This is a genomic window from Acidovorax sp. (assembly GCF_021287135.1).
In the GTDB taxonomy this organism is placed as follows: Bacteria; Pseudomonadota; Gammaproteobacteria; order Burkholderiales; family Burkholderiaceae_C; genus Acidovorax.
In genome coordinates this window covers 1-21,076 of the sequence record NZ_JAJTBB010000070.1, presented here as the reverse complement: position 1 = coordinate 21,076, position 21,076 = coordinate 1, and the positions used below count along the sequence as shown (strand labels likewise).

20 protein-coding genes and 1 pseudogene are annotated in these 21,076 nt (G+C 69.7%); 14 read left to right on the top strand and 7 right to left on the bottom strand.

Annotated elements, in window-relative coordinates:
• Window positions 1-42 precede the first annotated feature (42 nt).
• The 5 genes and pseudogenes from LWW96_RS16360 to pyk all read left to right on the top strand — a co-directional run.
• Window positions 43-396 (top strand): annotated as a pseudogene (locus LWW96_RS16360) (S-adenosylmethionine decarboxylase); the annotation flags it as partial.
• Window positions 397-411: 15 nt separating this feature from the next.
• Window positions 412-1,218: a nucleotidyltransferase family protein gene (locus tag LWW96_RS16355; RefSeq protein WP_291488927.1), complete on the top strand. Its 807-nt coding sequence runs from the start codon at window positions 412-414 to the stop codon at window positions 1,216-1,218.
• Window positions 1,215-2,612 carry an aminopeptidase P N-terminal domain-containing protein gene (locus tag LWW96_RS16350; RefSeq protein WP_291488840.1) on the top strand — a complete coding sequence of 466 codons (1,398 nt, stop codon included), beginning with the start codon at window positions 1,215-1,217 and terminating at the stop codon, window positions 2,610-2,612. Before LWW96_RS16355 ends, LWW96_RS16350 begins: the two co-directional genes overlap by 4 nt.
• 41 nt (window positions 2,613-2,653) lie before the next feature.
• Complete coding sequence (locus LWW96_RS16345) at window positions 2,654-3,430, top strand: CPBP family glutamic-type intramembrane protease (protein ID WP_291488838.1); 777 nt, start codon at window positions 2,654-2,656, stop codon at window positions 3,428-3,430.
• 93 nt (window positions 3,431-3,523) lie between these two features.
• Window positions 3,524-4,960 carry a pyruvate kinase gene (pyk, locus tag LWW96_RS16340; protein WP_291488836.1) on the top strand — a complete coding sequence of 479 codons (1,437 nt, stop codon included), beginning with the start codon at window positions 3,524-3,526 and terminating at the stop codon, window positions 4,958-4,960.
• Here pyk and LWW96_RS16335 read toward each other — a convergent pair.
• On the bottom strand, window positions 4,938-5,549 hold the full coding sequence (locus tag LWW96_RS16335; RefSeq protein WP_291488833.1) for a phosphatase PAP2 family protein: 612 nt from the start codon (window positions 5,547-5,549) through the stop codon (window positions 4,938-4,940). The genes pyk and LWW96_RS16335 overlap by 23 nt on opposite strands.
• A complete protein-coding gene (locus LWW96_RS16330) occupies window positions 5,536-6,282 on the bottom strand; it encodes a phosphatase PAP2 family protein (RefSeq protein ID WP_291488831.1) in 747 nt (248 codons plus the stop codon). Before LWW96_RS16330 ends, LWW96_RS16335 begins: the two co-directional genes overlap by 14 nt.
• An 82-nt stretch (window positions 6,283-6,364) precedes the next feature.
• On the opposite strand from LWW96_RS16330, the gene LWW96_RS16325 reads away from it, so the two are divergent.
• The 9 genes from LWW96_RS16325 (at window position 6,365) to LWW96_RS16285 (ending at window position 16,256) form a co-directional block, all read left to right on the top strand.
• Window positions 6,365-7,069, top strand: coding sequence for a response regulator transcription factor (locus tag LWW96_RS16325; protein ID WP_291488829.1), 705 nt, complete (start codon window positions 6,365-6,367; stop codon window positions 7,067-7,069).
• Window positions 7,066-8,448: a histidine kinase dimerization/phospho-acceptor domain-containing protein gene (locus LWW96_RS16320; RefSeq protein WP_291488827.1), complete on the top strand. Its 1,383-nt coding sequence runs from the start codon at window positions 7,066-7,068 to the stop codon at window positions 8,446-8,448. The genes LWW96_RS16325 and LWW96_RS16320 overlap by 4 nt, the downstream gene beginning before the upstream one ends.
• Before the next feature lie 80 nt (window positions 8,449-8,528).
• Window positions 8,529-9,593 (top strand): class II fructose-bisphosphate aldolase, encoded by a 1,065-nt coding sequence (gene fba / locus LWW96_RS16315; RefSeq protein ID WP_291488825.1) that lies wholly within the window; start codon window positions 8,529-8,531, stop codon window positions 9,591-9,593.
• Between the two features lie 201 nt (window positions 9,594-9,794).
• The gene (locus LWW96_RS16310; protein ID WP_291488823.1) at window positions 9,795-10,910 is read left to right on the top strand and encodes a Re/Si-specific NAD(P)(+) transhydrogenase subunit alpha; all 1,116 of its coding nucleotides are present in this window, start codon (window positions 9,795-9,797) and stop codon (window positions 10,908-10,910) included.
• A complete protein-coding gene (locus LWW96_RS16305; protein ID WP_291488821.1) occupies window positions 10,907-11,674 on the top strand; it encodes a hypothetical protein in 768 nt (255 codons plus the stop codon). Before LWW96_RS16310 ends, LWW96_RS16305 begins: the two co-directional genes overlap by 4 nt.
• 55 nt (window positions 11,675-11,729) lie before the next feature.
• The gene (locus LWW96_RS16300) at window positions 11,730-12,059 is read left to right on the top strand and encodes an NAD(P) transhydrogenase subunit alpha (protein ID WP_291488819.1); all 330 of its coding nucleotides are present in this window, start codon (window positions 11,730-11,732) and stop codon (window positions 12,057-12,059) included.
• Window positions 12,056-13,480, top strand: coding sequence for an NAD(P)(+) transhydrogenase (Re/Si-specific) subunit beta (locus tag LWW96_RS16295; RefSeq protein ID WP_291488817.1), 1,425 nt, complete (start codon window positions 12,056-12,058; stop codon window positions 13,478-13,480). Before LWW96_RS16300 ends, LWW96_RS16295 begins: the two co-directional genes overlap by 4 nt.
• Before the next feature lie 181 nt (window positions 13,481-13,661).
• Window positions 13,662-15,341, top strand: coding sequence for a long-chain-fatty-acid--CoA ligase (locus tag LWW96_RS16290; RefSeq protein ID WP_291488815.1), 1,680 nt, complete (start codon window positions 13,662-13,664; stop codon window positions 15,339-15,341).
• A gap of 144 nt (window positions 15,342-15,485) precedes the next feature.
• The gene (locus LWW96_RS16285) at window positions 15,486-16,256 is read left to right on the top strand and encodes a 5'-methylthioadenosine/adenosylhomocysteine nucleosidase (protein ID WP_291488813.1); all 771 of its coding nucleotides are present in this window, start codon (window positions 15,486-15,488) and stop codon (window positions 16,254-16,256) included.
• A 283-nt stretch (window positions 16,257-16,539) separates the two neighbouring features.
• On the opposite strand, the gene corA is transcribed toward LWW96_RS16285, so the two are convergent.
• From corA to LWW96_RS16260, 5 genes are all read right to left on the bottom strand, one after another.
• A complete protein-coding gene (gene corA, locus LWW96_RS16280; RefSeq protein ID WP_291488811.1) occupies window positions 16,540-17,529 on the bottom strand; it encodes a magnesium/cobalt transporter CorA in 990 nt (329 codons plus the stop codon).
• Window positions 17,530-17,676: 147 nt separating this feature from the next.
• On the bottom strand, window positions 17,677-18,492 hold the full coding sequence (locus LWW96_RS16275; protein WP_291488809.1) for a uracil-DNA glycosylase family protein: 816 nt from the start codon (window positions 18,490-18,492) through the stop codon (window positions 17,677-17,679).
• Between the two features lie 52 nt (window positions 18,493-18,544).
• Entirely contained in the window at window positions 18,545-19,042 is a 498-nt protein-coding gene (gene rimI / locus LWW96_RS16270) for a ribosomal protein S18-alanine N-acetyltransferase (RefSeq protein ID WP_291488806.1), read from the bottom strand.
• A 37-nt stretch (window positions 19,043-19,079) separates the two neighbouring features.
• Complete coding sequence (gene tsaB, locus LWW96_RS16265) at window positions 19,080-19,808, bottom strand: tRNA (adenosine(37)-N6)-threonylcarbamoyltransferase complex dimerization subunit type 1 TsaB (RefSeq protein WP_291488804.1); 729 nt, start codon at window positions 19,806-19,808, stop codon at window positions 19,080-19,082.
• A 34-nt stretch (window positions 19,809-19,842) separates the two neighbouring features.
• Entirely contained in the window at window positions 19,843-20,841 is a 999-nt protein-coding gene (locus LWW96_RS16260; protein ID WP_291488802.1) for a DMT family transporter, read from the bottom strand.
• Window positions 20,842-21,076: the final 235 nt, after the last annotated feature.

The window sequence follows — 21,076 nt, the reverse complement described above, 5'->3', positions numbered from 1 at the left end:
GCGCACCTGGTGCGGCTGCCGCGTGTAATACAGTCCCTCCCCATGCAAGGACTGCACCTCACCGCCGATCTTCAAGGCTGCCGCTGCGCGGCCCCGTGGCTGCTGGACGCCGCAGTGCTGGGCCAGGCCTGCGTGGAGGCCGTGCGCGCCGCCGGCCTGCAACCCGTGGGCCAGCTGTTCCACCAGTTCCCCGCATCGGCCCACGGCCCGGGCGGCGTCACGGCCACCGTGCTGCTGGCGGAATCGCACCTGTGCGTGCACACCTGGCCCGAGCAGCGCGCGGTCACGCTCGATGTGTACGTGTGCAACTTCAGCGCGGACCACTCCAGCAAGGCCCAGGCGCTGCTGGGCACCCTGCTGGCGCTGTTTGAGCCCACCTCCGTGCACCGCCACAGCCTGCAGCGGGGCGCGCTGCCGGCGCAGGCCGAAAGCCCCGCCGCAGCCCCGGGCCCGGTCCCCGCGCTGCTCCTGGCCGCCGGCCGGGGCGAGCGCATGCGCCCGCTCACCGACACCACGCCCAAGCCCCTGCTGCCCGTGCAAGGCCAGCCGCTGCTGCAGTGGCATCTGCAGGCCTTGCAGACGGCGGGGGTGGAGCGGGTGGTGATCAACACCGCCTGGCTGGGCGAGCAGATCAGCGACTATTTTTCAGATGTTTTTGGCCTCCAGCCCTTGATGGACAAGCGCAAGCAGCTATCAATTTCATACTCCCACGAAGGCCGGGACTTTGGCGGCGCGCTGGAGACTGCCGGGGGGATCGCACGGGCGCTGCCGCAGCTGGGGCCGGTGTTCTGGCTGGCGGCGGGCGACGTGTTCGCGCCGGATTTCGTGTTCGACAGCGCCGCGGTGCAAACCTTTGCCGCCAGCGGCCACCTGGCCCACCTGTGGCTGGTGCCCAACCCCGCCCACAACCCGCGCGGCGACTTTGGCCTGTCGGCCGACGGGCTGGCGCTGAACCTGCCCGCCGGCAGCCCGGTGCCGCGCTTTACCTACAGCACCATCGCGCTGCTGCGCGCGGAGCTGTTCTCGGCCCCCTGGTGCGACATTCCGCCCGGCAACCCGGGCGGCGTGAAAGCCCCGCTGGCCCCGCTGCTTCGGCGGGCGATGGACAATGGCCGTGTCAGCGCACAGCTCTACACCGGCCGATGGACCGACGTCGGCACGCCCGAGCGGCTGGCCGAACTCAATACTCCCACCCCGCCTTGCGGTACCTCTTCATGAACACCCCAGTGCCCGCCTCCGTCTATGCCCAACGCCGTGCCCGGCTTGCCGCCCAGCTGGGCCCCGGGGGCATCGCCGTCGTTCCCACTGCTACGGAACAGCCGCGCAACCGGGACACCGACTTCCTGTTCCGCCACGACAGCTACTTCTACTACCTCACCGGGTTCACGGAGCCTGGGGCCTGCCTGGTGCTGTCGCAGGACGGCCGCAGCACACTGTTTTGCCAGCCCAAGGACCTGGAGCGCGAGATCTGGGACGGCTACCGGCTGGGTCCCGCTACAGCACCCGGCGCGCTGGGCGTGGACGTTGCGCACTCCATCGCCGACCTGGATGCCCGGCTGCCCCGCCTGCTGGAGAACACCCGCTGCGTGTGGTACCCCTTTGCCACGCACCCGGGCCTGGCGGCGCGGGTGGAAGGCTGGCTGAACGCCGTGCGGGCGCGGGTGCGCTTTGGCGCGCTGTGCCCGGCCGAGCAAAACGACCTGTGCACGCTGCTGGACGAAATGCGGCTGTTCAAGGACGCGCACGAGCAGGACGTCATGCGCCGTGCCGCCGCCATCAGCGCCCAGGCGCACATCCGCGCCATGCAGCGCTCGGCCCGCATGCTGCGCGCCGGCGAGGACGTGCGGGAATACCACCTGGACGCGGAGCTGCTGCACGCGTTCCGCGAGGCGGGGTCGCAGTACCCGGCCTACAGCTCCATCGTTGCCGCGGGCGCCAATGCCTGCGTGCTGCACTATCGCGCCGATGCGGCGCCGGTGCGCAGTGGCGACCTGGTGCTGATCGATGCGGGCTGTGAGCTGGACGGCTATGCCAGCGACATCACCCGCACCTTCCCCGCCAACGGCACCTTCACCGGGCCGCAGCGGGCGCTGTACGACCTGGTGCTGGCCAGCCAGGACGCCGCCGTGGCGGCCACCCGGGCGGGTGCGCGCTTCAACGACCCGCACGACGCCACCGTGGCCGTGCTGGCGCAAGGCATGCTGGACCTGGGCCTGCTCGACAAGAACAAGGTCGGCACCGTGCAGGACGTGATTGAAAAGCGCGCCTACTTCCAGTTCTACATGCACCGCACCGGCCACTGGCTGGGCATGGACGTGCACGACTGCGGCAGCTACGTGGAGCCGGGCGAGGTAGGGCAGGTGAGCGAGCGCAAGGACCCGCTGTCCGGCGAGACCATCACCAACCGCCCCAGCCGCGTGCTGCGCCCGGGCATGGTGCTCACCATCGAACCCGGCATCTACGTGCGACCGGCCGACGGCGTGCCCGAGGCGTTCCACCACATCGGCATTCGCATCGAGGACGATGCCATCGTGACCGAAACCGGCTGCGAACTGATCACGCGCGGCGTGCCGGTGAAGGCGGACGAGATCGAAGCGCTCATGCGCGCCTGAAGCGGCAGACGCGCCAGAACGCAGCGCCCGGTCTATCTCCCATGGTGTGGAACGCTTCCGGCCACGCTGGCCAGGCGCTGCAGCCCTCCCGGTGGCGCCTGGGGGCCGTGTTGTGGCTGCTGGGCATGCCGGGGGTGGTGGCCGTGGTGGGGGCGCTGCTGCCGCCCCTGCGCGCCCATGCGGACCTCTTGCCCCTGCCGCTGTGGGCGCTGGTGCTGCTCAGTGGTGCGCAGACGGCCGTGCTGCTCGCCCTGTGCGTCGCCGTCGGCACGGTGCTCGCACCGCGCGTGAGCCTGGGGGCACCGGCGGTGTCGGCCTGGCTCTGCGGGGCGCCCGTGGGGCCCGCCGTGCGGCGCCTTTGGCGGCCGGGCGTTGCGGGCGGCATCGCGGGGGCGGCGTGGCTCTGGGCACTGTCCTGGGTGGCGCCGGCCGCCCTGCGCCCGTCCGATCCCGCCGCCGCCATGCCCTTGGCCGTCAAGCTGCTGTACGGCGGCATCACCGAGGAACTGCTGATGCGCTGGGGCGTGATGAGCCTGCTGCTGTGGCTGGGCTGGCGCGTGGTGCAGCGTGGGCAGGGCCGGCCCGGTAGGGGGCTGGTGGCCTGGGCGGTGGTGCTCAGCGCCCTGCTGTTTGCGCTGGGCCACCTGCCGGCGGCCCAGGCGATGGCGGGCGTGCTCACGGCGCCGGTCGTCGCCTTCGTGCTGGTGGGCAACACGGCGTTCGGCCTGGTCGCAGGCGGGCTCTATGCCCGCCACGGCCTGGAGGCAGCGATGTTGGCGCACCTGCTGGCCCATCTGCTGTCCCATGCGTTGTCGTGATGCCGAGGGCCACGCCGGGTAACCGGCATGTAACCGCTTCGTGTGAGAATTGAAATTCGATTACATCCCCGAACGAGAGAAAGAGACAAGCCCATGCCCACGCGCCGCGCCACGAAGATTGTTGCCACCCTGGGCCCCGCATCGAGCGATCCGGCGCTGCTGGAAGCCATGATCCGCGCAGGGGTCAACGTGGTCCGGCTGAACTTCAGCCACGGCAAGGCGCAGGACCACATCGACCGCGCCGCCACGGTGCGCGAGGCCGCCCAGCGCGCGGGCCGCGAGGTGGCCATCATGGCCGACCTGCAGGGGCCCAAGATCCGCGTGGGCAAGTTCGAGCAGGGCAAGGTGCTGCTGGAGCCCGGCGCGAAATTCGTGCTGGATGCGTCGCGCACCGAACTGGGCGACCTCCAGGGCGTAGGCCTGGACTACAAGGAGCTGCCGCGCGACGTGAAGGCGGGGGACATCCTGCTGCTCAACGACGGCCTGATCGTGCTCACGGTCGATGCCGTGCGCGGCGAGGCTGTGCACACCACCGTCAAGGTGGGCGGCGAGCTGTCCAACAACAAGGGCATCAACAAGAAGGGCGGCGGGCTCACCGCACCCGCGCTCACGGCCAAGGACATGGAAGACATCCGCACGGCCATGAGCTTCCAGGCCGACTACGTGGCGGTGAGCTTCCCCAAGAACGCCACCGACATGGAAATGGCGCGCCAGCTGTGCAACGTGGCCGCGTCCGAGCACCGGCACAAGCCCGGCCTGATCGCCAAGATCGAGCGCGCCGAGGCCATCCCGCACCTGGAGTCCATCCTGCGGGTCAGCGACGGCATCATGGTCGCGCGCGGCGACCTGGCCGTGGAAGTGGGCAACGCCGCCGTGCCCGCGCTGCAAAAGAAGATGATCCGCATGGCGCGCGACCTGGACAAGGTGGTCATCACCGCCACCCAGATGATGGAAAGCATGATCACCAACCCCGTGCCCACGCGCGCCGAGGTGAGCGACGTGGCCAACGCCGTGCTGGACGGCACCGACGCGGTGATGCTGAGCGCCGAGACCGCCGCGGGCCGCTACCCGCTGGAAACCGTGGAAGAGATGGCCACCATCTGCGCCGCCGCCGAGGCGGCCGAAGACCACCAGCTGGACGCCGACTTCACCGGCCAGACCTTTGGTCGCATCGACCAGTCCATCGCCATGGGCGCGCTGTTCACGGCCCACCACCTGGGCGCCAAGGCCATCGTCGCGATGACCGACAGCGGCGCCACGGCGCTGTGGATGAGCCGCCACCGCATCCACATCCCCATCTATGCCCTGACGCCCAAGGTGGCGACACAGCGCAAGATGGCGATGTACCGCAACGTGCGCCCCCTGCTGATGGACACCAGCGCCGACCGCGACACGGCCCTGGAGCAGGCCGAGGGCCACCTCAAGAGCCGCAACATCGTGCAGAAGGGCGATGTCTACGCGATCACCTGCGGCGAGCCCATGGGCGCGCCCGGCGGGACGAACATGCTCAAAATTTGCGTGGCCAGCTGACCGACGGCGCTGCCGGCTGCAGCGGCTCGGGGTGCGCGTCGGCCGCACGAGGCGGCAGCAAGGGCTCCGCGCCGGCCCACCGCAAGCTCAGTGCATGCACCACGCCCGCGCTGAGGGCGCCGGTCAGCATGCCGACCAGGACGTCTGACGGAAAGTGGACGCCCAGGCACAGGCGGCTCCACGCTACCGCAAAGGCCCCCGCCCACCCCGCCAGCGCGATGGAGCGCGCGGGTCGGGAAGCCTGCAGGCTGGCTGCGAGCGCAAAGGCCCCCGCCGCGTGCATGCTGGGAAAGCCCGCGCGCGCCGAGTGCTCGATCCACTGCACGCCCAGCCCGAGCTGGGCCGGGCGCGGTGCGGGCACGGCGTACCGCAGCAGCTGCACGCCCAGCCAGGCCAGCGCCATGGATGCCAGGACCCGGGCGACGGCGTGGCGCTGGGCGGCATTGCCCACGACCAGGCAGCCTACGAGGGCGCCGCCCATGGCAATGGGCAGTTGCTGAGAAGCCCACCGCGCTGCCGCCACCACCCCGGGCCACGTGGTGGCGTCGGCGTTGAGGGCGTGAAACACCGCGACGTCAAGCGGAAGCATGGGGCGCCTCGGCAGAGGGGGCGGTTCGAAGGGCAAAGCGCGGGCGCAGGGTCCGGGCCGCCACATCGCAAAGCCAGCCGGTGGTCCAGCACAGCCAGCCGGTCCACAGTGTGTGGCTCATGAAGTGGGCGCCGCGCACCTGTTGCGCGCCACCCAGTACCAGGCCGGCCAGCAGTGAACCCGCCAGCCACCAGCGCGCTGCGCGGGGCGCCTTGCGGCGCAGCGCGAAATAGCCGCCCAGAAAGGCAAAACCGGCCGACGCATGGCCCGCCGGGAAACAGCGCCCGCTGCCGCCGTCCAGCACGCCCAGCGCCCAGTGCGAGACATGCCGTGCCACGCCGCCGAACTGCGCCAGATCCCACGGGCAACTGGTCGCACTGAGGTTCTTGGTGATGCTGACCACGGCCAGGGCCAGCAGGGCGCTCACGGCCATCTGGACCCGTTCGCCCGCGTCCAGGCGCCGCAAGAATCCCAGGGGCCACCACACGCTGAGCGTCAGGAGCAGCACGAGCAGCCAGCCCAGGCGGCGGGCGCCTTCGTGCATGACCTGCACGAAGAACCACTGGTCCCGCAGGGGAAAGCCCTGGGCCGAGCCAAAGGGCTGCGCCCAGGCCAGGTCCTGCCCGCCCGCGTCCCAGGCCAGCACGCAGGCCAGGGCCCCCAGCGTCCAGAAAAGAAAGGCATGGCGGCGAAACAGGGGCGGCTCGGGCGTGGCAGACATGCCCGCCACCATAGGGTGGGCTACTTAACACGGTCTTAATGGCGCCGGGGCCGCCCGTTCGTCCGGCCCCGGCGGGCGCTGCGACAATGGCGCCATGCGAATCCTCGTGGTCGAAGACGATGCAGGCATTGCCAGCGGCCTGCGCACCAACCTCCAGCAACGCGGCTATGCGGTGGACGTCTGTGACGGCGTGGCGGGCGCCTGGAGCGCGCTGCGGGCGGAGCGCTTTGACGCGGTGCTGCTCGACCTGGGGCTGGCCGACGGTGACGGCGGCGAACTGCTGCGGCGGCTGCGCCTGAGCCCTGCGGCCGCAGCGGGCGCTCCCCCGGCCCTGCCGGATCCGGCCACCCCCGTGCTCATCGTGACCGCCCGGGACCAGGTGCACCAGCGCGTGGCGGGGCTGGATCTCGGCGCCGACGACTACCTGACCAAGCCGTTCGACGTGGACGAACTGGACGCACGCCTGCGCGCGCTGCTGCGGCGGGCCGCGGGGCGCGCGTCGCCCACCATCCGCCACGGTGACATCGAGCTGGACCCGGCCACCCGGACGGTGCGGCTGCAGGGCAAGCCGGTCGAGATGTCCCCGCGGGAGTTCTCCGTGCTGCTGGTGCTGCTGGAGGCCCGCGGGCGGGTGCTGTCGCGCCAGCAGATCGAAGAGCGGCTGTACAGCTGGGATGCCGCCATCGAGAGCAACGCGGTGGAAGTGCACATCCACCACCTGCGCCGCAAGCTGGGCAGCGGCTGCATCCAGACCATGCGCGGCGTGGGCTACTTTGTGCCGCAGGCGGTGGCGCCATGACTCCGGCCCAGGGCGGCCCCCCGGCTGCGCGCGGCCCGTCGCTGACCCGGCAGCTGCTGCTGTGGACGTTGGGGGTGCTGGTGCTGGTGTGGGCCAGCTTCGTGGTCATTGGCTACCAGACCGGGGTGCACGAGGCGGATGAGCTGACCGACGGGCACCTGGCCAGCGTGGCGGCGCTGCTGCTGAACCTGCGCGCCACCGAGTCCATGCAGGGGCCGCAGGTCACGCCCCAGGCGCCCACGCCCTGGCTCAAGTCCCATGACTACCAGCAGTCGCTGAGCGTGGTGCAGTGGGATGCCCAGGGCCGCGTTCTTTCCCTGCGGGGGGTGGCCGCGCCCCCGCCGTTCACCGTGGCCGAGGGCTTCGCCGACCTGGTGCTGGGGCCCGAACAGGTCGCGTGGCGCAGTTTTTCCCAATGGGACGCCGCCCGCCAGCGCAAGATCATGGTGCTGCTGGAATTGCGCGAGCGCGATGACCTGGCGGAAGACATTGCCGAGCAGATGATCGAGCCGGGCCTGTGGCTGCTGCCCGTGGTGGCGCTGGCGCTGGGCCTGGCCCTGTGGCGGGGCCTGCGCCCGCTCTATGCCCTGTCGGCCGATGTGGCCGCCCTGGACCCGACCAGCACGCAGCGGCTGGCGTCGCGCCACGCCTGGAACGAGTTCCAGTCGGTCGTTGCGTCCATCAACACGCTGCTGGACCGCCAGCAGGCGGCGCTCGTGCGCGAGCGCCGCCTGGCCAACGAGGTGGCCCATGAGCTGCGCACGCCGCTGTCGTCCATCGCACTGCAGGCCAGCGCCCTGGCCGGGCCGCTGGACGCCGATGCGCGGGCGCAGGCCATCGACCGCATTGGCCAGGACGCGCTGCGGGCCGGGCACGTGCTCCACCAGCTGCTGACCCTGGCGCGCGCGAGCCGGGCCGAGCTCCACGAAGCCAAGGCCCCCGTGGACCTGTGCGCCGTGGCCCGCCAGGTGTGCGCCGACTATGCCCAGACGGCGTGGCAGCGCGGCGACGATATCGCCGTGACCGCCCCCCCGGAACTTTGGGTGCCCGGACATGCGCTGCTGCTGGACATTGCTGCGCGCAACCTGGTGGAAAACGCGCTCAAGCACACCCCCGAGGGCACGCACATTGCCGTGCAGGTGGCGCCGTCGGGCGACGGCGGCGCCTGGCTGCAGGTGTGCGACGACGGCGGCGCACGCCAGGGCGCGGGCGGCGCCAGCGCCCGGCCGGCGGCGGACAGCCTGCACCTGGGCCATGAAATCCTGCGCCGGGTGGCCGAGGTGCACGGCGGCGGCTTCGGCCCGGCCCCGGCGCCCGCGCCGTTTACCACCTGCTACCGCTTGGTTTTGCCAGGCGCCCCGGCCGAAGCCGCCGGTTAAAATTGCCGGTTACCAAGCGGTTACCACCGCCGAGCCTGCCTGGCAGCGCCTTCTTCCACCCTTCAACGGACCCTACGACCATGCCTCTCGTTTCGATGCGCGAACTGCTCGACCATGCCGCTGCCAACAGCTACGGCATCCCCGCTTTCAACGTCAACAACCTGGAGCAGGTCCAGGCCGTGATGGCAGCCGCCGACGAGGTGGGCGCCCCCGTGATCCTGCAGGCCAGCGCCGGTGCCCGCAAATATGCGGGCGAGCCCTTCATCAAGCACCTGATCCAGGCGGCGGCGGAAGCCTATCCCCACATCCCGCTCGTGATGCACCAGGACCATGGCACGTCGCCCAAGGTCTGCGAAGGCGCGATCCACCTGGGCTTTGGCTCGGTGATGATGGACGGCTCGCTGATGGAAGACGGCAAGACGCCGTCGAGCTTCGACTACAACGTGGACGTGACCCGCAAGGTGGTGGACATGGCCCACAAGGTGGGCGTGACGGTGGAGGGCGAGCTGGGCTGCCTGGGCAACCTGGAGACCGGCGACGCGGGCGAGGAAGACGGCATTGGCGCCGTGGGCAAGCTCGACCACAGCCAGATGCTGACCGACCCCGAGGAAGCCGCCACCTTCGTGAAGGCCACCCAGCTGGACGCCCTGGCGATCGCCATCGGCACCAGCCACGGCGCCTACAAGTTCAGCCGCAAGCCCACGGGCGACATCCTGGCCATCAGCCGCGTGAAGGAAATCCACGCCCGCATCCCCAACACCCACCTGGTGATGCACGGCTCGTCCTCCGTGCCGGCGGAGTTGCTGGCCATCATCAACCAGTACGGCGGCAAGATGAAGGAAACCTACGGCGTGCCCGTCGAGGAAATCCAGGAAGCCATCAAGTACGGCGTGCGCAAGATCAACATCGACACCGACATCCGTCTGGCCATGACCGGCGCGGTGCGCAAGTTCCTGGCCGAGAACCCCGACAAGTTCGACGCCCGCGAGTGGCTCAAGCCCGCCCGCGAGGCCGCCAAGGCCGTGTGCAAGCAGCGCTACCTGGAGTTCGGCTGCGAAGGCCAGGGCGCGAAGATCAAGGGTTACAGCCTGCAGGAAGTCGCGCAGCGCTACGCATCGGGCACGCTGGCCCAGGTGGTGAACTGACCCGGCGTCCCGAAAGTCCTGTGCGGGAAGCCTTCCAAGCCCGGCGCGCAAGCGGCCGGGCTTTTTTCATGGGCCGCTGTGCGGCCGGGGCCCTGGGGAGTTCCCTCTACATCAGACAAAGGCGACAGCCATGAGAAATTCTTCATGTAAGCTCGTGGTCAGTAACTAAGTAATTCCACTGACCCTCTTCGAGGAGACGACATGCTGATTGGTGTGCCTGCGGAGTCCATGGCGGGAGAAACCCGGGTCGCGGCGACGCCGGAAACGGTCAAGAAGCTGAAGGCCCAGGGCCACACCTTGCGCATCGAGTCCGGGGCGGGCGTGGCCGCCAGCGTGACGGATGCCGCATACGAGGCGGCCGGCGCGGAAATCACCGATGCCGCCGGGGCCTGGGGGGCGGACCTGGTGCTCAAGGTGCGCGCGCCGCAAGACGCCGAGGCCGTGCGCCTGCGCGCCGGCGCGACGCTGGTGGGCATGCTCAACCCCTTTGACGCGGCCGGGCTGCAGCGGCTGGCGGCGGCCGGGGTCACGGCCTATGCGCTCGAAGCCGCGCCCCGCACCACGCGGGCGCAAAGCATGGACGTACTGTCGTCGCAGGCCAACATCGCCGGCTACAAGGCCGTGATGCTCGCGGCCGACCGCTACCAGCGCTTCTTCCCCATGCTGATGACGGCCGCCGGCACCGTGAAGGCGGCGCGCGTGGTGATCCTGGGCGTGGGCGTTGCGGGGTTGCAGGCCATCGCCACGGCCAAGCGGCTGGGGGCCGTGATCGAAGCCTCAGACGTGCGGCCCAGCGTGAAGGAGCAGGTGGAGTCGCTGGGCGCCAAGTTCATCGACGTACCCTACGAAACGCAGGAAGAAAAAGAGGCGGCCGAGGGTGTGGGCGGCTACGCGCGGCCCATGCCCGCCAGCTGGCTGGAGCGCCAGAAGGCCGAAGTGGCCAAGCGCGTGGCGCAGGCCGACGTGGTCATCACCACCGCGCTCATCCCCGGGCGGCCCGCGCCGGTGCTGGTCACCGAAGACATGGTACGGTCCATGAAGCCCGGATCGGTGATCGTGGACATTGCGGCGCCGCAGGGCGGCAATTGCCCGCTCACCGAAGCCGGCAAGACCGTGGTCCGGCACGGGGTGACACTGGTCGGCGAAACCAATCTGCCGGCCCTGGTGGCGGCGGACGCCTCCTCGCTCTATGCCCGCAACGTGCTGGACTTTCTCAAACTCATCATCAACAAGGACGGTGCCTTGCACATGGACCTGCAGGACGACATCGTTGCGGCTTGCCTCGTGGCCCATGAAGGCACGGTAAAGCGCGCATGAATTCCATTGGCAAGAACGTGAAGAAGAACAAGACTCAACTCCCAGGCGCCGGCCCGCGCCGCACAGCGGCCTGGCTGCTGGCGGCGGCGGTGGCGGCCGCGGGCCTCAGCGCCTGCGCCCCCATCCCGGCGGGGCCGGAGGAGTACGGCGCCGGGCGTGCGCGGCTGGTGCTGCCATCCACGGACTGGGAAGACCTGGGGAGCTCCAACGAGGCGCTGCCGCTGCAGCCCCTGCCGGGCAGTTTCCCCTTGCAGACGCGGGCCGTGGGGCTGCGCGGTGCCAACAAGGAGCTGCTGGCCGTGGTGCTGCTGCAGACCAACCGCACCAACAAATGGCAAGGCCCCACGCTCTGGACGGGGGCGTGCCAGCAGCAGCCCGACCTGCGGGTCGTGGACGCCGCGGAAGCCAGCCCCGTGCGCATCGATTGCCTGCAGGTCAAGCGCTGGGCCAACAACAAGGGATGGATCGAGAAGAACCACCCCGCCGTGGTGCGCTGGCTGGACGAGCACCATGCCACCGTCAACACGCCCTATACCCACCTGAACTACCGCTATGCCACGGAAGGCGGGGCGTACATCAATGTGAACGCCATCGTGGACCAGCGCCTGCTGTGGCCCAAGCCCCGCAACAACGAGGAATTCCTCCGCGCGGGCCTGCCGGTGCAGGAGTGGAGCCAGAAGGTGGTGCAGGCCGCGCGCACCAGCGTGGGCATGGTGGACGGCTTCTTTGCCCTGCCGCCGTTTCCGCTGCCGCTTCCCCAGTGATGGCCGGGGCGTGAGCCGCTGGTCTTCCTGAAACTACCGCTGAACGAAGGACCCCATGGACGCCGTCTCTCCCACCCTCATCAACCTGATCATCTTCGTGCTGGCCATCTATGTGGGTTACCACGTGGTGTGGAACGTCACGCCGGCCCTGCACACGCCGCTCATGGCGGTGACCAACGCGGTGTCGGCCATCGTGATCGTGGGGGCCATGCTGGCGGCGGCCCTGACCGAGACCCCGCTGGGCAAGGGCATGGGGGTGCTGGCCGTGGCGCTGGCGGCGGTGAACGTGTTTGGCGGCTTCCTGGTGACCCGCCGCATGCTCGAGATGTTCAAGAAGAAGGACCGGAAGGCGGCAGCGCCCAAGGCCGGGGGAGAGCAGGCATGAGCATGAACCTCGTCACGCTGCTGTACCTGGTCGCCAGCGTCTGCTTCATCCAGGCGCTCAAGGGCCTGTCGCATCCCACCACGTCCATCCGTGGCAACGTGTTCGGCATGGCGGGCATGGCCATTGCCATCCTGACCACGTCGGCGCTCATCGTGGAGCTGTCAGGCGGCAAGGCGCAGGGCATGGTGTACGTGCTGGGCGCGCTGGTGGTGGGCGGTGCGGCCGGCGCCTTCATGGCCCACCGGGTGGAGATGACCAAGATGCCCGAGCTGGTGGCGTTCATGCACAGCATGATCGGCCTGGCTGCCGTGTTCATCGCCATCGCCGCCGTGGCCGAGCCCTGGGCGTTCCAGATCGTGGCCAAGGGCCAGCCCATCCCTGCGGGCAACCGCCTGGAGCTGTTCCTGGGCGCGGCCATCGGCGCCATCACGTTCAGCGGCTCGGTCATCGCCTTCGGCAAGCTCTCGGGCAAGTACAAGTTCCGCCTGTTCCAGGGCGCGCCGGTGCAGTTCGCGGGGCAGCATCTGCTCAACCTGGTGCTGGGCCTGGCCACCGTGGGCCTGGGGCTGGTGTTCATGGCCACCGAGAACTGGACGGCGTTCTTCGCCATGCTGGCCCTGTCCTTCGTGCTGGGCGTGCTCATCATCATTCCCATCGGCGGCGCGGACATGCCGGTGGTGGTGTCGATGCTCAACAGCTACTCGGGCTGGGCCGCCGCGGGCATCGGGTTCTCGCTCAACAACAGCATGCTGATCATTGCCGGCTCGCTGGTGGGCAGCTCGGGCGCCATCCTGAGCTACATCATGTGCAAGGCCATGAACCGCTCGTTCTTCAACGTGATCCTGGGCGGCTTTGGCGGCGAGGCCGCGGCCGCCGGTGGCGCCAGCCAGGTGCAGCGCAGCGTCAAGAGCGGCAGCGCCGACGACGCGGCCTTCGTGCTGGGCAATGCCGAGACCGTGGTCATCGTGCCGGGCTACGGCCTGGCCGTGGCGCGCGCCCAGCACGCCGTGAAAGAGCTGGCGCAAAAGCTGGTGGACAAGGGCATCACCGTCAAATACGCCATCCACCCCGTGGCGGGCCGCATGCCGGGCCACATGAACGTGCTGCTGGCCGAGGCCGAGGTGCCCTACGACCAGGTCTTCGAGATGGAGGACATCAACGGCGAGTTCGGCCAGGCCGACGTGGCCATCATCCTGGGCGCCAACGACGTGGTGAACCCCGCCGCGCACACCAAGGGCAGCCCCATCTACGGCATGCCCATCCTGGAGGCCTACAAGGCCAAGACCGTGATCGTGAACAAGCGCTCCATGGCGGCCGGCTACGCAGGCCTGGACAACGAGCTGTTCTACATGGACAAGACCATGATGGTCTTCGGCGACGCCAAGAAGGTGGTCGAGGACATCGGCAAGGCCATTGAATGACCGCGTTCCGGCCGCGCACAGGAAAACCACAAAAAAAGATGGCGCTGCGGCCGTACCGCTGCGGCGCCTAGGGGAAACTACAACCATGGGGCTGCCGGACGGCGGGGACAATGCGGTCCCCACCGCGCCGCAGTCCATTTCGATTCCGTTCCGTCTAGAAGAATTTGGAGAGACACGCACCATGACCGACCGCCCCTGGCTGGCCGCCTATCCGCAAGGCGTTCCCGCGGACATTGACCCGTCGCAGTACCCCTCGCTGGTGGCCTTGATGGACGAGGCCTTCACCCGGTACGCAGACCGTGTGGCCTACAGCTTCATGGGCAAGGACGTGACCTACGCCCAGACCGATGCCCTCAGCCGCGCCTTCGCGGCGTACCTGCAGGGCCTGGGCCTGGTCAAGGGGGACCGCGTGGCCATCATGATGCCCAACGTGCCGCAGTACCCGGTGGCGGTGGCCGCCGTCCTGCGTGCGGGCTTCGTGGTGGTCAACGTCAACCCGCTGTACACGCCCCGCGAGCTGGAGCACCAGCTCAAGGACTCCGGCGCCAAGGCGATCGTCCTCATCGAAAATTTCGCCACCACGCTGCAGAGCTGCCTGGCCCACACCCCCGTCAAGCATGTGGTGCTCTGCGCCATGGGCGACCAGCTGGGGCTGCTCAAGGGCGCGCTGGTCAACTACGTGGTGCGCAACGTCAAGAAGATGGTGCCGGCCTACGACCTGCCGGGCGCCGTGCGCTTCAACGACGCCGTGGCGCAGGGTGCGCGCGGCGCGTTCAAGAAGCCGGACATCCGCCCCGACGACATCGCCCTGCTGCAATACACCGGCGGCACCACCGGTGTGAGCAAGGGCGCGGTGCTGCTGCACCGGAACATCATTGCCAACGTGCTGCAGTCCGAGGCCTGGAACGAGCCGGTGATGAAGAAGGTGCCCGCGGGCGAGCAGCCCACCAGCATCTGCGCGCTGCCGCTGTACCACATCTTCGCCTTTACCGTGAACATGATGCTCAGCATGCGCACGGGCGGCAAGACGATCCTGATCCCCAATCCGCGCGACCTGCCCGCCGTGCTCAAGGAGCTGTCCAAGCACACCTTCCACAGCTTCCCGGCGGTGAACACCTTGTTCAACGGCCTGGCCAACCACCCCGACTTCAACACCGTCAACTGGAAGAACCTGAAGGTCTCGGTGGGCGGCGGCATGGCCGTGCAAGGGGCCGTGGCCAAGCTCTGGCTCGAAAAGACCGGCTGCCCCATCTGCGAGGGCTACGGCCTGTCGGAGACCAGCCCGTCGGCCAGCTGCAACCCGACCACCAGCACCGAGTACACCGGCACCATCGGCGTGCCGCTGCCCAGCACCTTCATGAAGCTGCTGGACGACGAAGGCCACGAGGTGACCACGCCGGGCCAGGCGGGCGAGATCGCCATCAAGGGCCCCCAGGTCATGGCCGGCTACTGGCAGCGTCCGGACGAGACCGCCAAGGTCATGACCGAGGACGGGTTCTTCAAGTCGGGCGACATCGGCGTGGTGGACGAGCGCGGCTTCTTCAAGATCGTGGACCGCAAGAAGGACATGGTGCTGGTCAGCGGCTTCAACGTCTACCCCAACGAGGTCGAGGAAGTCGTGGCCAATTGCCCCGGCGTGCTCGAGTGCGCGGTGGTGGGCGTGCCGGACGAGAAGACCGGCGAAGCGGTCAAGCTCGTCATCGTCAAGAAAGACCCGGCGTTGACCGAAGCGCAGGTCAAGGAGTTCTGCCGCCATGAACTCACGGGCTACAAGCAGCCCAAGGTGATCGAGTTCCGCACCGAACTGCCCAAGACGCCGGTGGGCAAGATCTTGCGGCGTGAGTTGCGCGAAAGGAAGTGAGCATCCCCCTGAGCCGCTTCGCGGCCTCCCCCTTCTCTCGCCGCGCTGCGCACGGCGGGAAGGGGGACGACGCCAGCGCGGCGGGGCGGCCCTTGCGCGGCGTCCGCGGGGCTGTGCCGTGCCAGTATTGACCCTTGTAGATCCATGACGACCGCCATTCTGAGTGCGTTGCCGGAAGAGCAAAGCTCGCTGGTCCAGCACCTGTCGCACCCGCAGCGGCTGATGCACGCGGGCCGCGCCTTCTGGCGGGGCGAACTGCAGGGGCGGCCCGTGGTGCTGGCGCTCTCCGGCATTGGCAAGGTGGCGGCGGCCACCACGGCCACGGCGCTTGTCGAGCGGTTTGGGGTGGCGCGCATGGTCTTCACCGGCGTGGCCGGTGGCGTGGGCGAGGGGGTGCAAGTGGGCGACGTGGTCGTGGCCAGCGAGTACCTGCAGCACGACATGGACGCGTCGCCCTTGTTTCCGCGCTGGGAAGTGCCCGGCTATGCGCGCAGCCGGTTTGCGTGCGATGCGGCGCTGTCTGCTCTGCTTTCAGGAGCTGCTCGCGCTTATCTGGCAAGCGCTGAAGGCCAATTGGGCTTGAATTCGATGGGGGGCCAGGTACCGGCGACGTCAGCCGCCCCCCGCGTGCACGAGGGCCTGGTGGCCAGCGGCGACCGCTTCGTGTGCGCCGCCAGCGAGGCCCTGCACCTGCGCGGCACGCTGCAAGCCGCCGGCCACGACGTGCTGGCGGTGGAAATGGAAGGCGCCGCCGTGGCCCAGGTGTGCCAGGACTACGGCCGGCCGTTTGCCGCCGTGCGGACCATCTCCGACCGTGCCGACGACACCGCGCACGTGGACTTCCCCGCCTTCGTGCGCACCGTGGCCACGCGCTACGCGGAGCACATTCTGCTGGGGTTCATGCAGAAACTATGAAATTGATAGCTGCTTGCGCTTGCTGGATAAGCGCTGGAGGCCAATTTGACTCATATTTTCTGCGGGGTTGCCTCCGAACCCATCATCCTCATTGCCCGGGCCACTAAAAGCCCAGCCCGACGGGGACGTGTGCAGGCAGGGGTATAGCGCCAGCAGCGGCCCATGCCGCCCCGCGCCGTGAAATCGGCGCGCCCCAATACCAGTGCCACCGCGGAACCGGCTTCGCCGGGCCGCTGGAGGCGTCCCCCTCAGGGGGAAGGCGCGCAGCGCCACAGGGGGGAACCTATTTCAACCAGCCGCGCTTGCGGAAGTACCACATCGGCCCGAGCGCGCTGGCCACCATCAGCGCCAGCACGTAGGGATAGGCGGCGCTGCCGAGCAGCTGCAGTTCCGGAAACTGCAGGTTCATGCCATACACGCTGGCAATCAGCGTCGGGGGCAGCAGCGCCACGCTGGCCACCGAGAAGATCTTGATGATCTTGTTCTGGTTGATGTTGATGAAACCGACCGTGGCGTCCATCAGGAAGTTGATCTTGTCGAACAGGAAGGCCGTGTGGTTGTCCAGCGACTCGATGTCGCGCAGGATCTGGCGGGCTTCCTCGAACTGCTCGGAGTTGAGCATCTTGCTGCGCATCATGAAGCTCACCGCGCGGCGCGTGTCCATCACGTTGCGGCGGATGCGGCCGTTCAAGTCTTCCTGGCGGGCAATGGCGGCCAGCACCTCGCCGGCGCGGGTGTCGGTCACGTCGCCCGCCAGCACCTGCTTGCTCACCGCTTCCAGCTCGTCGTAGATGCCTTCCAGCGTGTCGGCGGAGTACTCGGCGTCGGCGTCGAACAGCTTGAGCAGCACCTCCTTGGCATCCTCGATGAGCCCCGGCGCGCGGCGCGCGCGCATGCGCAGCAGGCGGAAGACGGGCACATCCTCGTCGTGGATGGAAAACAGCACGCCCCGGCTCTTGAGGTTGGCGTTGTGCTGGTTCAGGATGAAGGCCACGCGCACCGAGCGGGGGTCTTCGTCGTCATCGATCAAAAAGTCGCTGCGGATGTGCAGCTCGCCGTTGTCTTCCTCGTAGAAGCGGGCGGATTCCTCGATGTCCTCGTCCATCGCATCCTCGGGGATGGACAGGCCGTAGTGCTGCTTGATCCAGCGCTTTTCCTCCAGCGTGGGGGACTCCAGGTCCACCCAGATCGGCTGGAACTTCGTCAGCTCTTCCAGCGACTCGATTTCTTCCTGGAACAGCCGGCCGTTGGCGAGCGTGAAGATGTTGAGCATAGGCTCACTCCCTTTTTTTGTGGCATCTGCGGTGTGGGGATGGGGGTGCTTTCAACCCCCACAGCGGCAGGCCGGGGAGCTGAAAGCTACCAACTCGGGTAGGTTTCCAAGGAACTGTCTCCGTCAAAAAAATCAACAGGCGGCGGATTATGGCACCGCCGCGCGGGCGCGCACGGTGGCCAGGGCCTGGCACAGGTCTGCCCAGGCGGCCGCCTTGGTGTCCTGCGAGCGCATGAGAAACGCCGGGTCGTAGGTCACCACGGCAGGGCAGCCCGCCAACTGGTGCGGGCTGGCGCGCAGGCGCCCCAGGGGCTCGCTGCGGCCCAGCACGGCCCGCGCCGCCACGTGGCCCAGCACCAGCACCATCGCGGGGCGCAGCGACGCCACCGCGTCGGCGAGCGCGGCCGCGGGCGGTGGCTCGGCGGCGCTGGCATCGGTGCCCACGGCCGCGCGCTCCAGCGCGGCGAAGAAGACGCGGGGGTGGCGGTGCAGTTGCATCGCGCGCAGCATGTTGTCCAGCAGGCGCCCCACGTCGCCCCCCAGCGGCTCGGCGGGGGTGGGGGACTCGGCCACGATCAGCCAGCCGCTGCCCAGCTCGGGCGGCACCGCCTGCGGATCGGCCGCTGGGTAGAGCGCCTGGGGCGCGTGCAGCCGCAGCGCAGGGGCCGCGCCCGGGGCTGCGGCGGGGAGGGCGGAGGCCACGGCTGCGGCGCGCGGCGCGTCCGTCGGCGCGGCGGCGGGCGTTGGGGTGTGCGGCTGGGCGGGGCGTGGGGGGCGCGCCGCTGGGGTGGCATCGGCCGCCATGGGCGCTGCCGCCCCAGCGGGCGGCGGTTCGGCAGCGGCCGTTGCGTTGTTCTGTGGCGGTCGGGCCTGCAGCGCCGGTTGCACGGGGGCGGGGGCCCACACGGTGATCCCCATTTCTTGCAGCATTGCGCGCTGGCGCGGATCGAGGTGCAGGCTCATACGGACTCGGACAAAGGGGGCATCGCCATGGTCGCCATCATGATCGCATGGTTCACAGGGCGCGGCTCATGACCACGGCATCCTCGCGCTGGCCGTGCGCGGCCGGATAGTAGCGCTTGCGTTCGCCCACGCGCCGGAAGCCGTGGGCTTCGTACACCTGCTGCGCGCGCAGGTTGCTCTGGCGCACTTCCAGCCACAGCCACTGGGCCCCGCGCCCGCGCGACCACAGTGCCAGCGCGTCCAGCAGCACCCGCGCCCAGCCCTGGCGCTGGAATTCGGGGGTGACGGTGATGTTGAGCAGATGCACCTCGTCCACCCCCATCATCGCAACGAAGTAGCCCAGCAGGTGCTCGCCGGCCACCAGCACCTGGGCCTGGTAGCCCGAGGCCAGCGCGTCCGTGAAGTTGCCGCGTGTCCAGGGGTGCGAGTAGGCGCGCTGCTCCACGGCCAGCACGGCATCCAGCTGCGCGAGCGTCAGGGCTTCGAAACGCGCCTCGGGCGCATGGGTCGGCGGGGTAGCGGCCGTGGGTGGGGTGGGCTGGGCGCTCATGGGGTGGGGGTCGCCAGAAGGAAGGGGAAGGCTGCCATCAGGGCGCGCTGGTCGCGGGGCCTGTGCCGCTCTGCGCAGCGCGCAGCGCCGCCCGCTCCGCGGTGGTCTGCGCAACTTTATCGCGGATGTAGCGGGGCAGCGCCTCGCTGGCGGTCACGGCTGCGCCAGCCGCGAGCAAGGCCGGGGCCAGGCGCAGCAGCGCGCGGGCCGTGGGCAGTACCGCCACATGGGGGGCGGCGGGCGCCAGCCGCTCGCCGTAGGCAGCCTGCGCATTGCCCGCGACCGTCCAGCCGGCAGGCGGCTGCAGGGCCTCGGGCGCGTCCAGGCCGAAGTCCGTATCCGTGCGCCAGTGGCCCGGCGCAGCGTCCCATTCGCAGCGTGCGTGGTACACCTCGTTCATGCGCGCGTCCAGCACGGCCACCACGCGGGTGCAGCCGTGGGCGTGGCGGGCTTCCTCGGCCACGGCCAGCAAGGTGTCCACCGGCAGCACGGGCACACCGTGCCCGCCGCGCGCCCCGAAGGCCAGCCCCTGGGCCACCGCGCAGGCCGTGCGCAGGCCGGTGAAGGAGCCGGGCCCCCGGCCGAACACGATGGCATCCAGCGTGTCGAACGACAGGCCGGCCTGCGCCATCAGGCTGCGTACGGCCGGGATCAGGGCGGCCGACGCCTGTGCCCCCCCGGGACCCGTGTGCTCCCAGACCTCCGGGCCGCGCTGCACGGCGATGGACAGGGTGTCGGTGCTGGTGTCGAAGGCAAGCAAGTTCATGGAAGGGCCCAAGGGCAGGGTGGGCGGCAAGAGTTCAGGGGCGGACGGCGGGGTGGGGCGCGGACGGCAGCGGGGCCGGTGCCTGGCTTTTGCGCAGCACACCCAGCAGGATACCGGCAGTCACCAGCAGCAGGCCGGCCGCCAGATTCCATTGCAGGGGCTCGTTCAGAAAGGCCACGGCGCCCATGGCGGACAGCCCGGGCACCAGCGCGGTGATCATGGTGGAGCGCACCGGGCCGTAGTACTGGATCATGCGGGTGAAGGCAATGCCCGACACCACCACCGAGCCCACGCCCTGAAAGCCCATCTGGAAGGCGATCTCGCTCCACGGCGCCTGCGCGAGGTGGCTGGTCACGGCGCCCAGCGCCACCAGCAGCGCATACGCGGGCAGGTACACCAGGCAGGCAAAGGCCGTGATGGCGATGGTCGCATGCACGGCGTCCACCGCGTGGCGCCGCGCCAGCACGCTGTAGGTAGCCCAGCAGGCCGCGGCCGACATGAACAGCAGGTCGCCCTTCCACACGTCGGTGCCGGAAAACGCCGCCAGCAGACTGCGGCCGCCCACCAGCAGGTCGCCGGCCACGATGAGGGCTAGGCCGGCCGCCCGCAGCGGGGTGATGCGGTCCCGCAGCAGCAGGGCCGCCAGCAGCGCCGTCCACAGCGGCAGGCTGCCCGGCATCAGCACGGCCGCATGCGTGGCCGGGGCGTGGAAGAACCCTGCATAGGCCAGCAGCGCGTACAGCAGCCCGCCAAAGCAGCCCAGCAGGGCGGTGGTGCGCAGCGGCAGCGGGGAGATGCCCCCGAGGCTGGCGTCCGGGCGGCCCGCCTCGGCCGCCTCGGCCGCGCGGCGGCGCACCAGCCAGGCGCCCCACGGGAGCAGCACCAGGCTGGCTCCCGCAATGCGCAGCAGCGCGATGTCAAAGGGCGTGAGCGTGCGCTGGGCCGAGGCCCGGGCAATGACGATGAAGCCCGTCCAGATGGTGACCGTGACAACGGCCGCGAGCAGGCCGAGGGCACGTGGTGAAAAACGCATCGCGCGATTATCCGCGGCGCCTTTTCAGTCGGCTGGGGCCGCAGCAATGACCGCACGGCAGCCACCGTGTCGCCGCAGCGCCGCCCGGGTGGCGCTCAGAACGATTCCCAGTCCTCGTCGTTGCCGGGTGCCGGCGCGCGGGCCGCCGGCTTGGACGCCGCCGCGGGCAGCGCCGGAGCAGCGGCCTTGGCCGCAGGGGCCTTGGGGGCGGCGGCCTTGGCGGGCAGCTTGGCGG

What these genes read in the sequence shown, in the direction of transcription:
- LWW96_RS16300 (WP_291488819.1), top strand. Translation starts at nt 11,730, where the DNA reads ATGGACGCCGTCTCTCCCACCCTCATCAACCTGATCATCTTCGTGCTG.
- LWW96_RS16345 (WP_291488838.1), top strand. Translation starts at nt 2,654, where the DNA reads ATGGTGTGGAACGCTTCCGGCCACGCTGGCCAGGCGCTGCAGCCCTCC.
- fba (WP_291488825.1), top strand. Translation starts at nt 8,529, where the DNA reads ATGCCTCTCGTTTCGATGCGCGAACTGCTCGACCATGCCGCTGCCAAC.
- LWW96_RS16295 (WP_291488817.1), top strand. Translation starts at nt 12,056, where the DNA reads ATGAGCATGAACCTCGTCACGCTGCTGTACCTGGTCGCCAGCGTCTGC.
- corA (WP_291488811.1), bottom strand. Translation starts at nt 17,529, where the DNA reads ATGCTCAACATCTTCACGCTCGCCAACGGCCGGCTGTTCCAGGAAGAA.
- LWW96_RS16325 (WP_291488829.1), top strand. Translation starts at nt 6,365, where the DNA reads ATGCGAATCCTCGTGGTCGAAGACGATGCAGGCATTGCCAGCGGCCTG.
- LWW96_RS16260 (WP_291488802.1), bottom strand. Translation starts at nt 20,841, where the DNA reads ATGCGTTTTTCACCACGTGCCCTCGGCCTGCTCGCGGCCGTTGTCACG.
- LWW96_RS16285 (WP_291488813.1), top strand. Translation starts at nt 15,486, where the DNA reads ATGACGACCGCCATTCTGAGTGCGTTGCCGGAAGAGCAAAGCTCGCTG.
- pyk (WP_291488836.1), top strand. Translation starts at nt 3,524, where the DNA reads ATGCCCACGCGCCGCGCCACGAAGATTGTTGCCACCCTGGGCCCCGCA.
- tsaB (WP_291488804.1), bottom strand. Translation starts at nt 19,808, where the DNA reads ATGAACTTGCTTGCCTTCGACACCAGCACCGACACCCTGTCCATCGCC.
- LWW96_RS16330 (WP_291488831.1), bottom strand. Translation starts at nt 6,282, where the DNA reads ATGGTGGCGGGCATGTCTGCCACGCCCGAGCCGCCCCTGTTTCGCCGC.
- LWW96_RS16275 (WP_291488809.1), bottom strand. Translation starts at nt 18,492, where the DNA reads ATGAGCCTGCACCTCGATCCGCGCCAGCGCGCAATGCTGCAAGAAATG.
- rimI (WP_291488806.1), bottom strand. Translation starts at nt 19,042, where the DNA reads ATGAGCGCCCAGCCCACCCCACCCACGGCCGCTACCCCGCCGACCCAT.
- LWW96_RS16305 (WP_291488821.1), top strand. Translation starts at nt 10,907, where the DNA reads ATGAATTCCATTGGCAAGAACGTGAAGAAGAACAAGACTCAACTCCCA.
- LWW96_RS16320 (WP_291488827.1), top strand. Translation starts at nt 7,066, where the DNA reads ATGACTCCGGCCCAGGGCGGCCCCCCGGCTGCGCGCGGCCCGTCGCTG.
- LWW96_RS16290 (WP_291488815.1), top strand. Translation starts at nt 13,662, where the DNA reads ATGACCGACCGCCCCTGGCTGGCCGCCTATCCGCAAGGCGTTCCCGCG.
- LWW96_RS16310 (WP_291488823.1), top strand. Translation starts at nt 9,795, where the DNA reads ATGCTGATTGGTGTGCCTGCGGAGTCCATGGCGGGAGAAACCCGGGTC.
- LWW96_RS16335 (WP_291488833.1), bottom strand. Translation starts at nt 5,549, where the DNA reads ATGCTTCCGCTTGACGTCGCGGTGTTTCACGCCCTCAACGCCGACGCC.
- LWW96_RS16350 (WP_291488840.1), top strand. Translation starts at nt 1,215, where the DNA reads ATGAACACCCCAGTGCCCGCCTCCGTCTATGCCCAACGCCGTGCCCGG.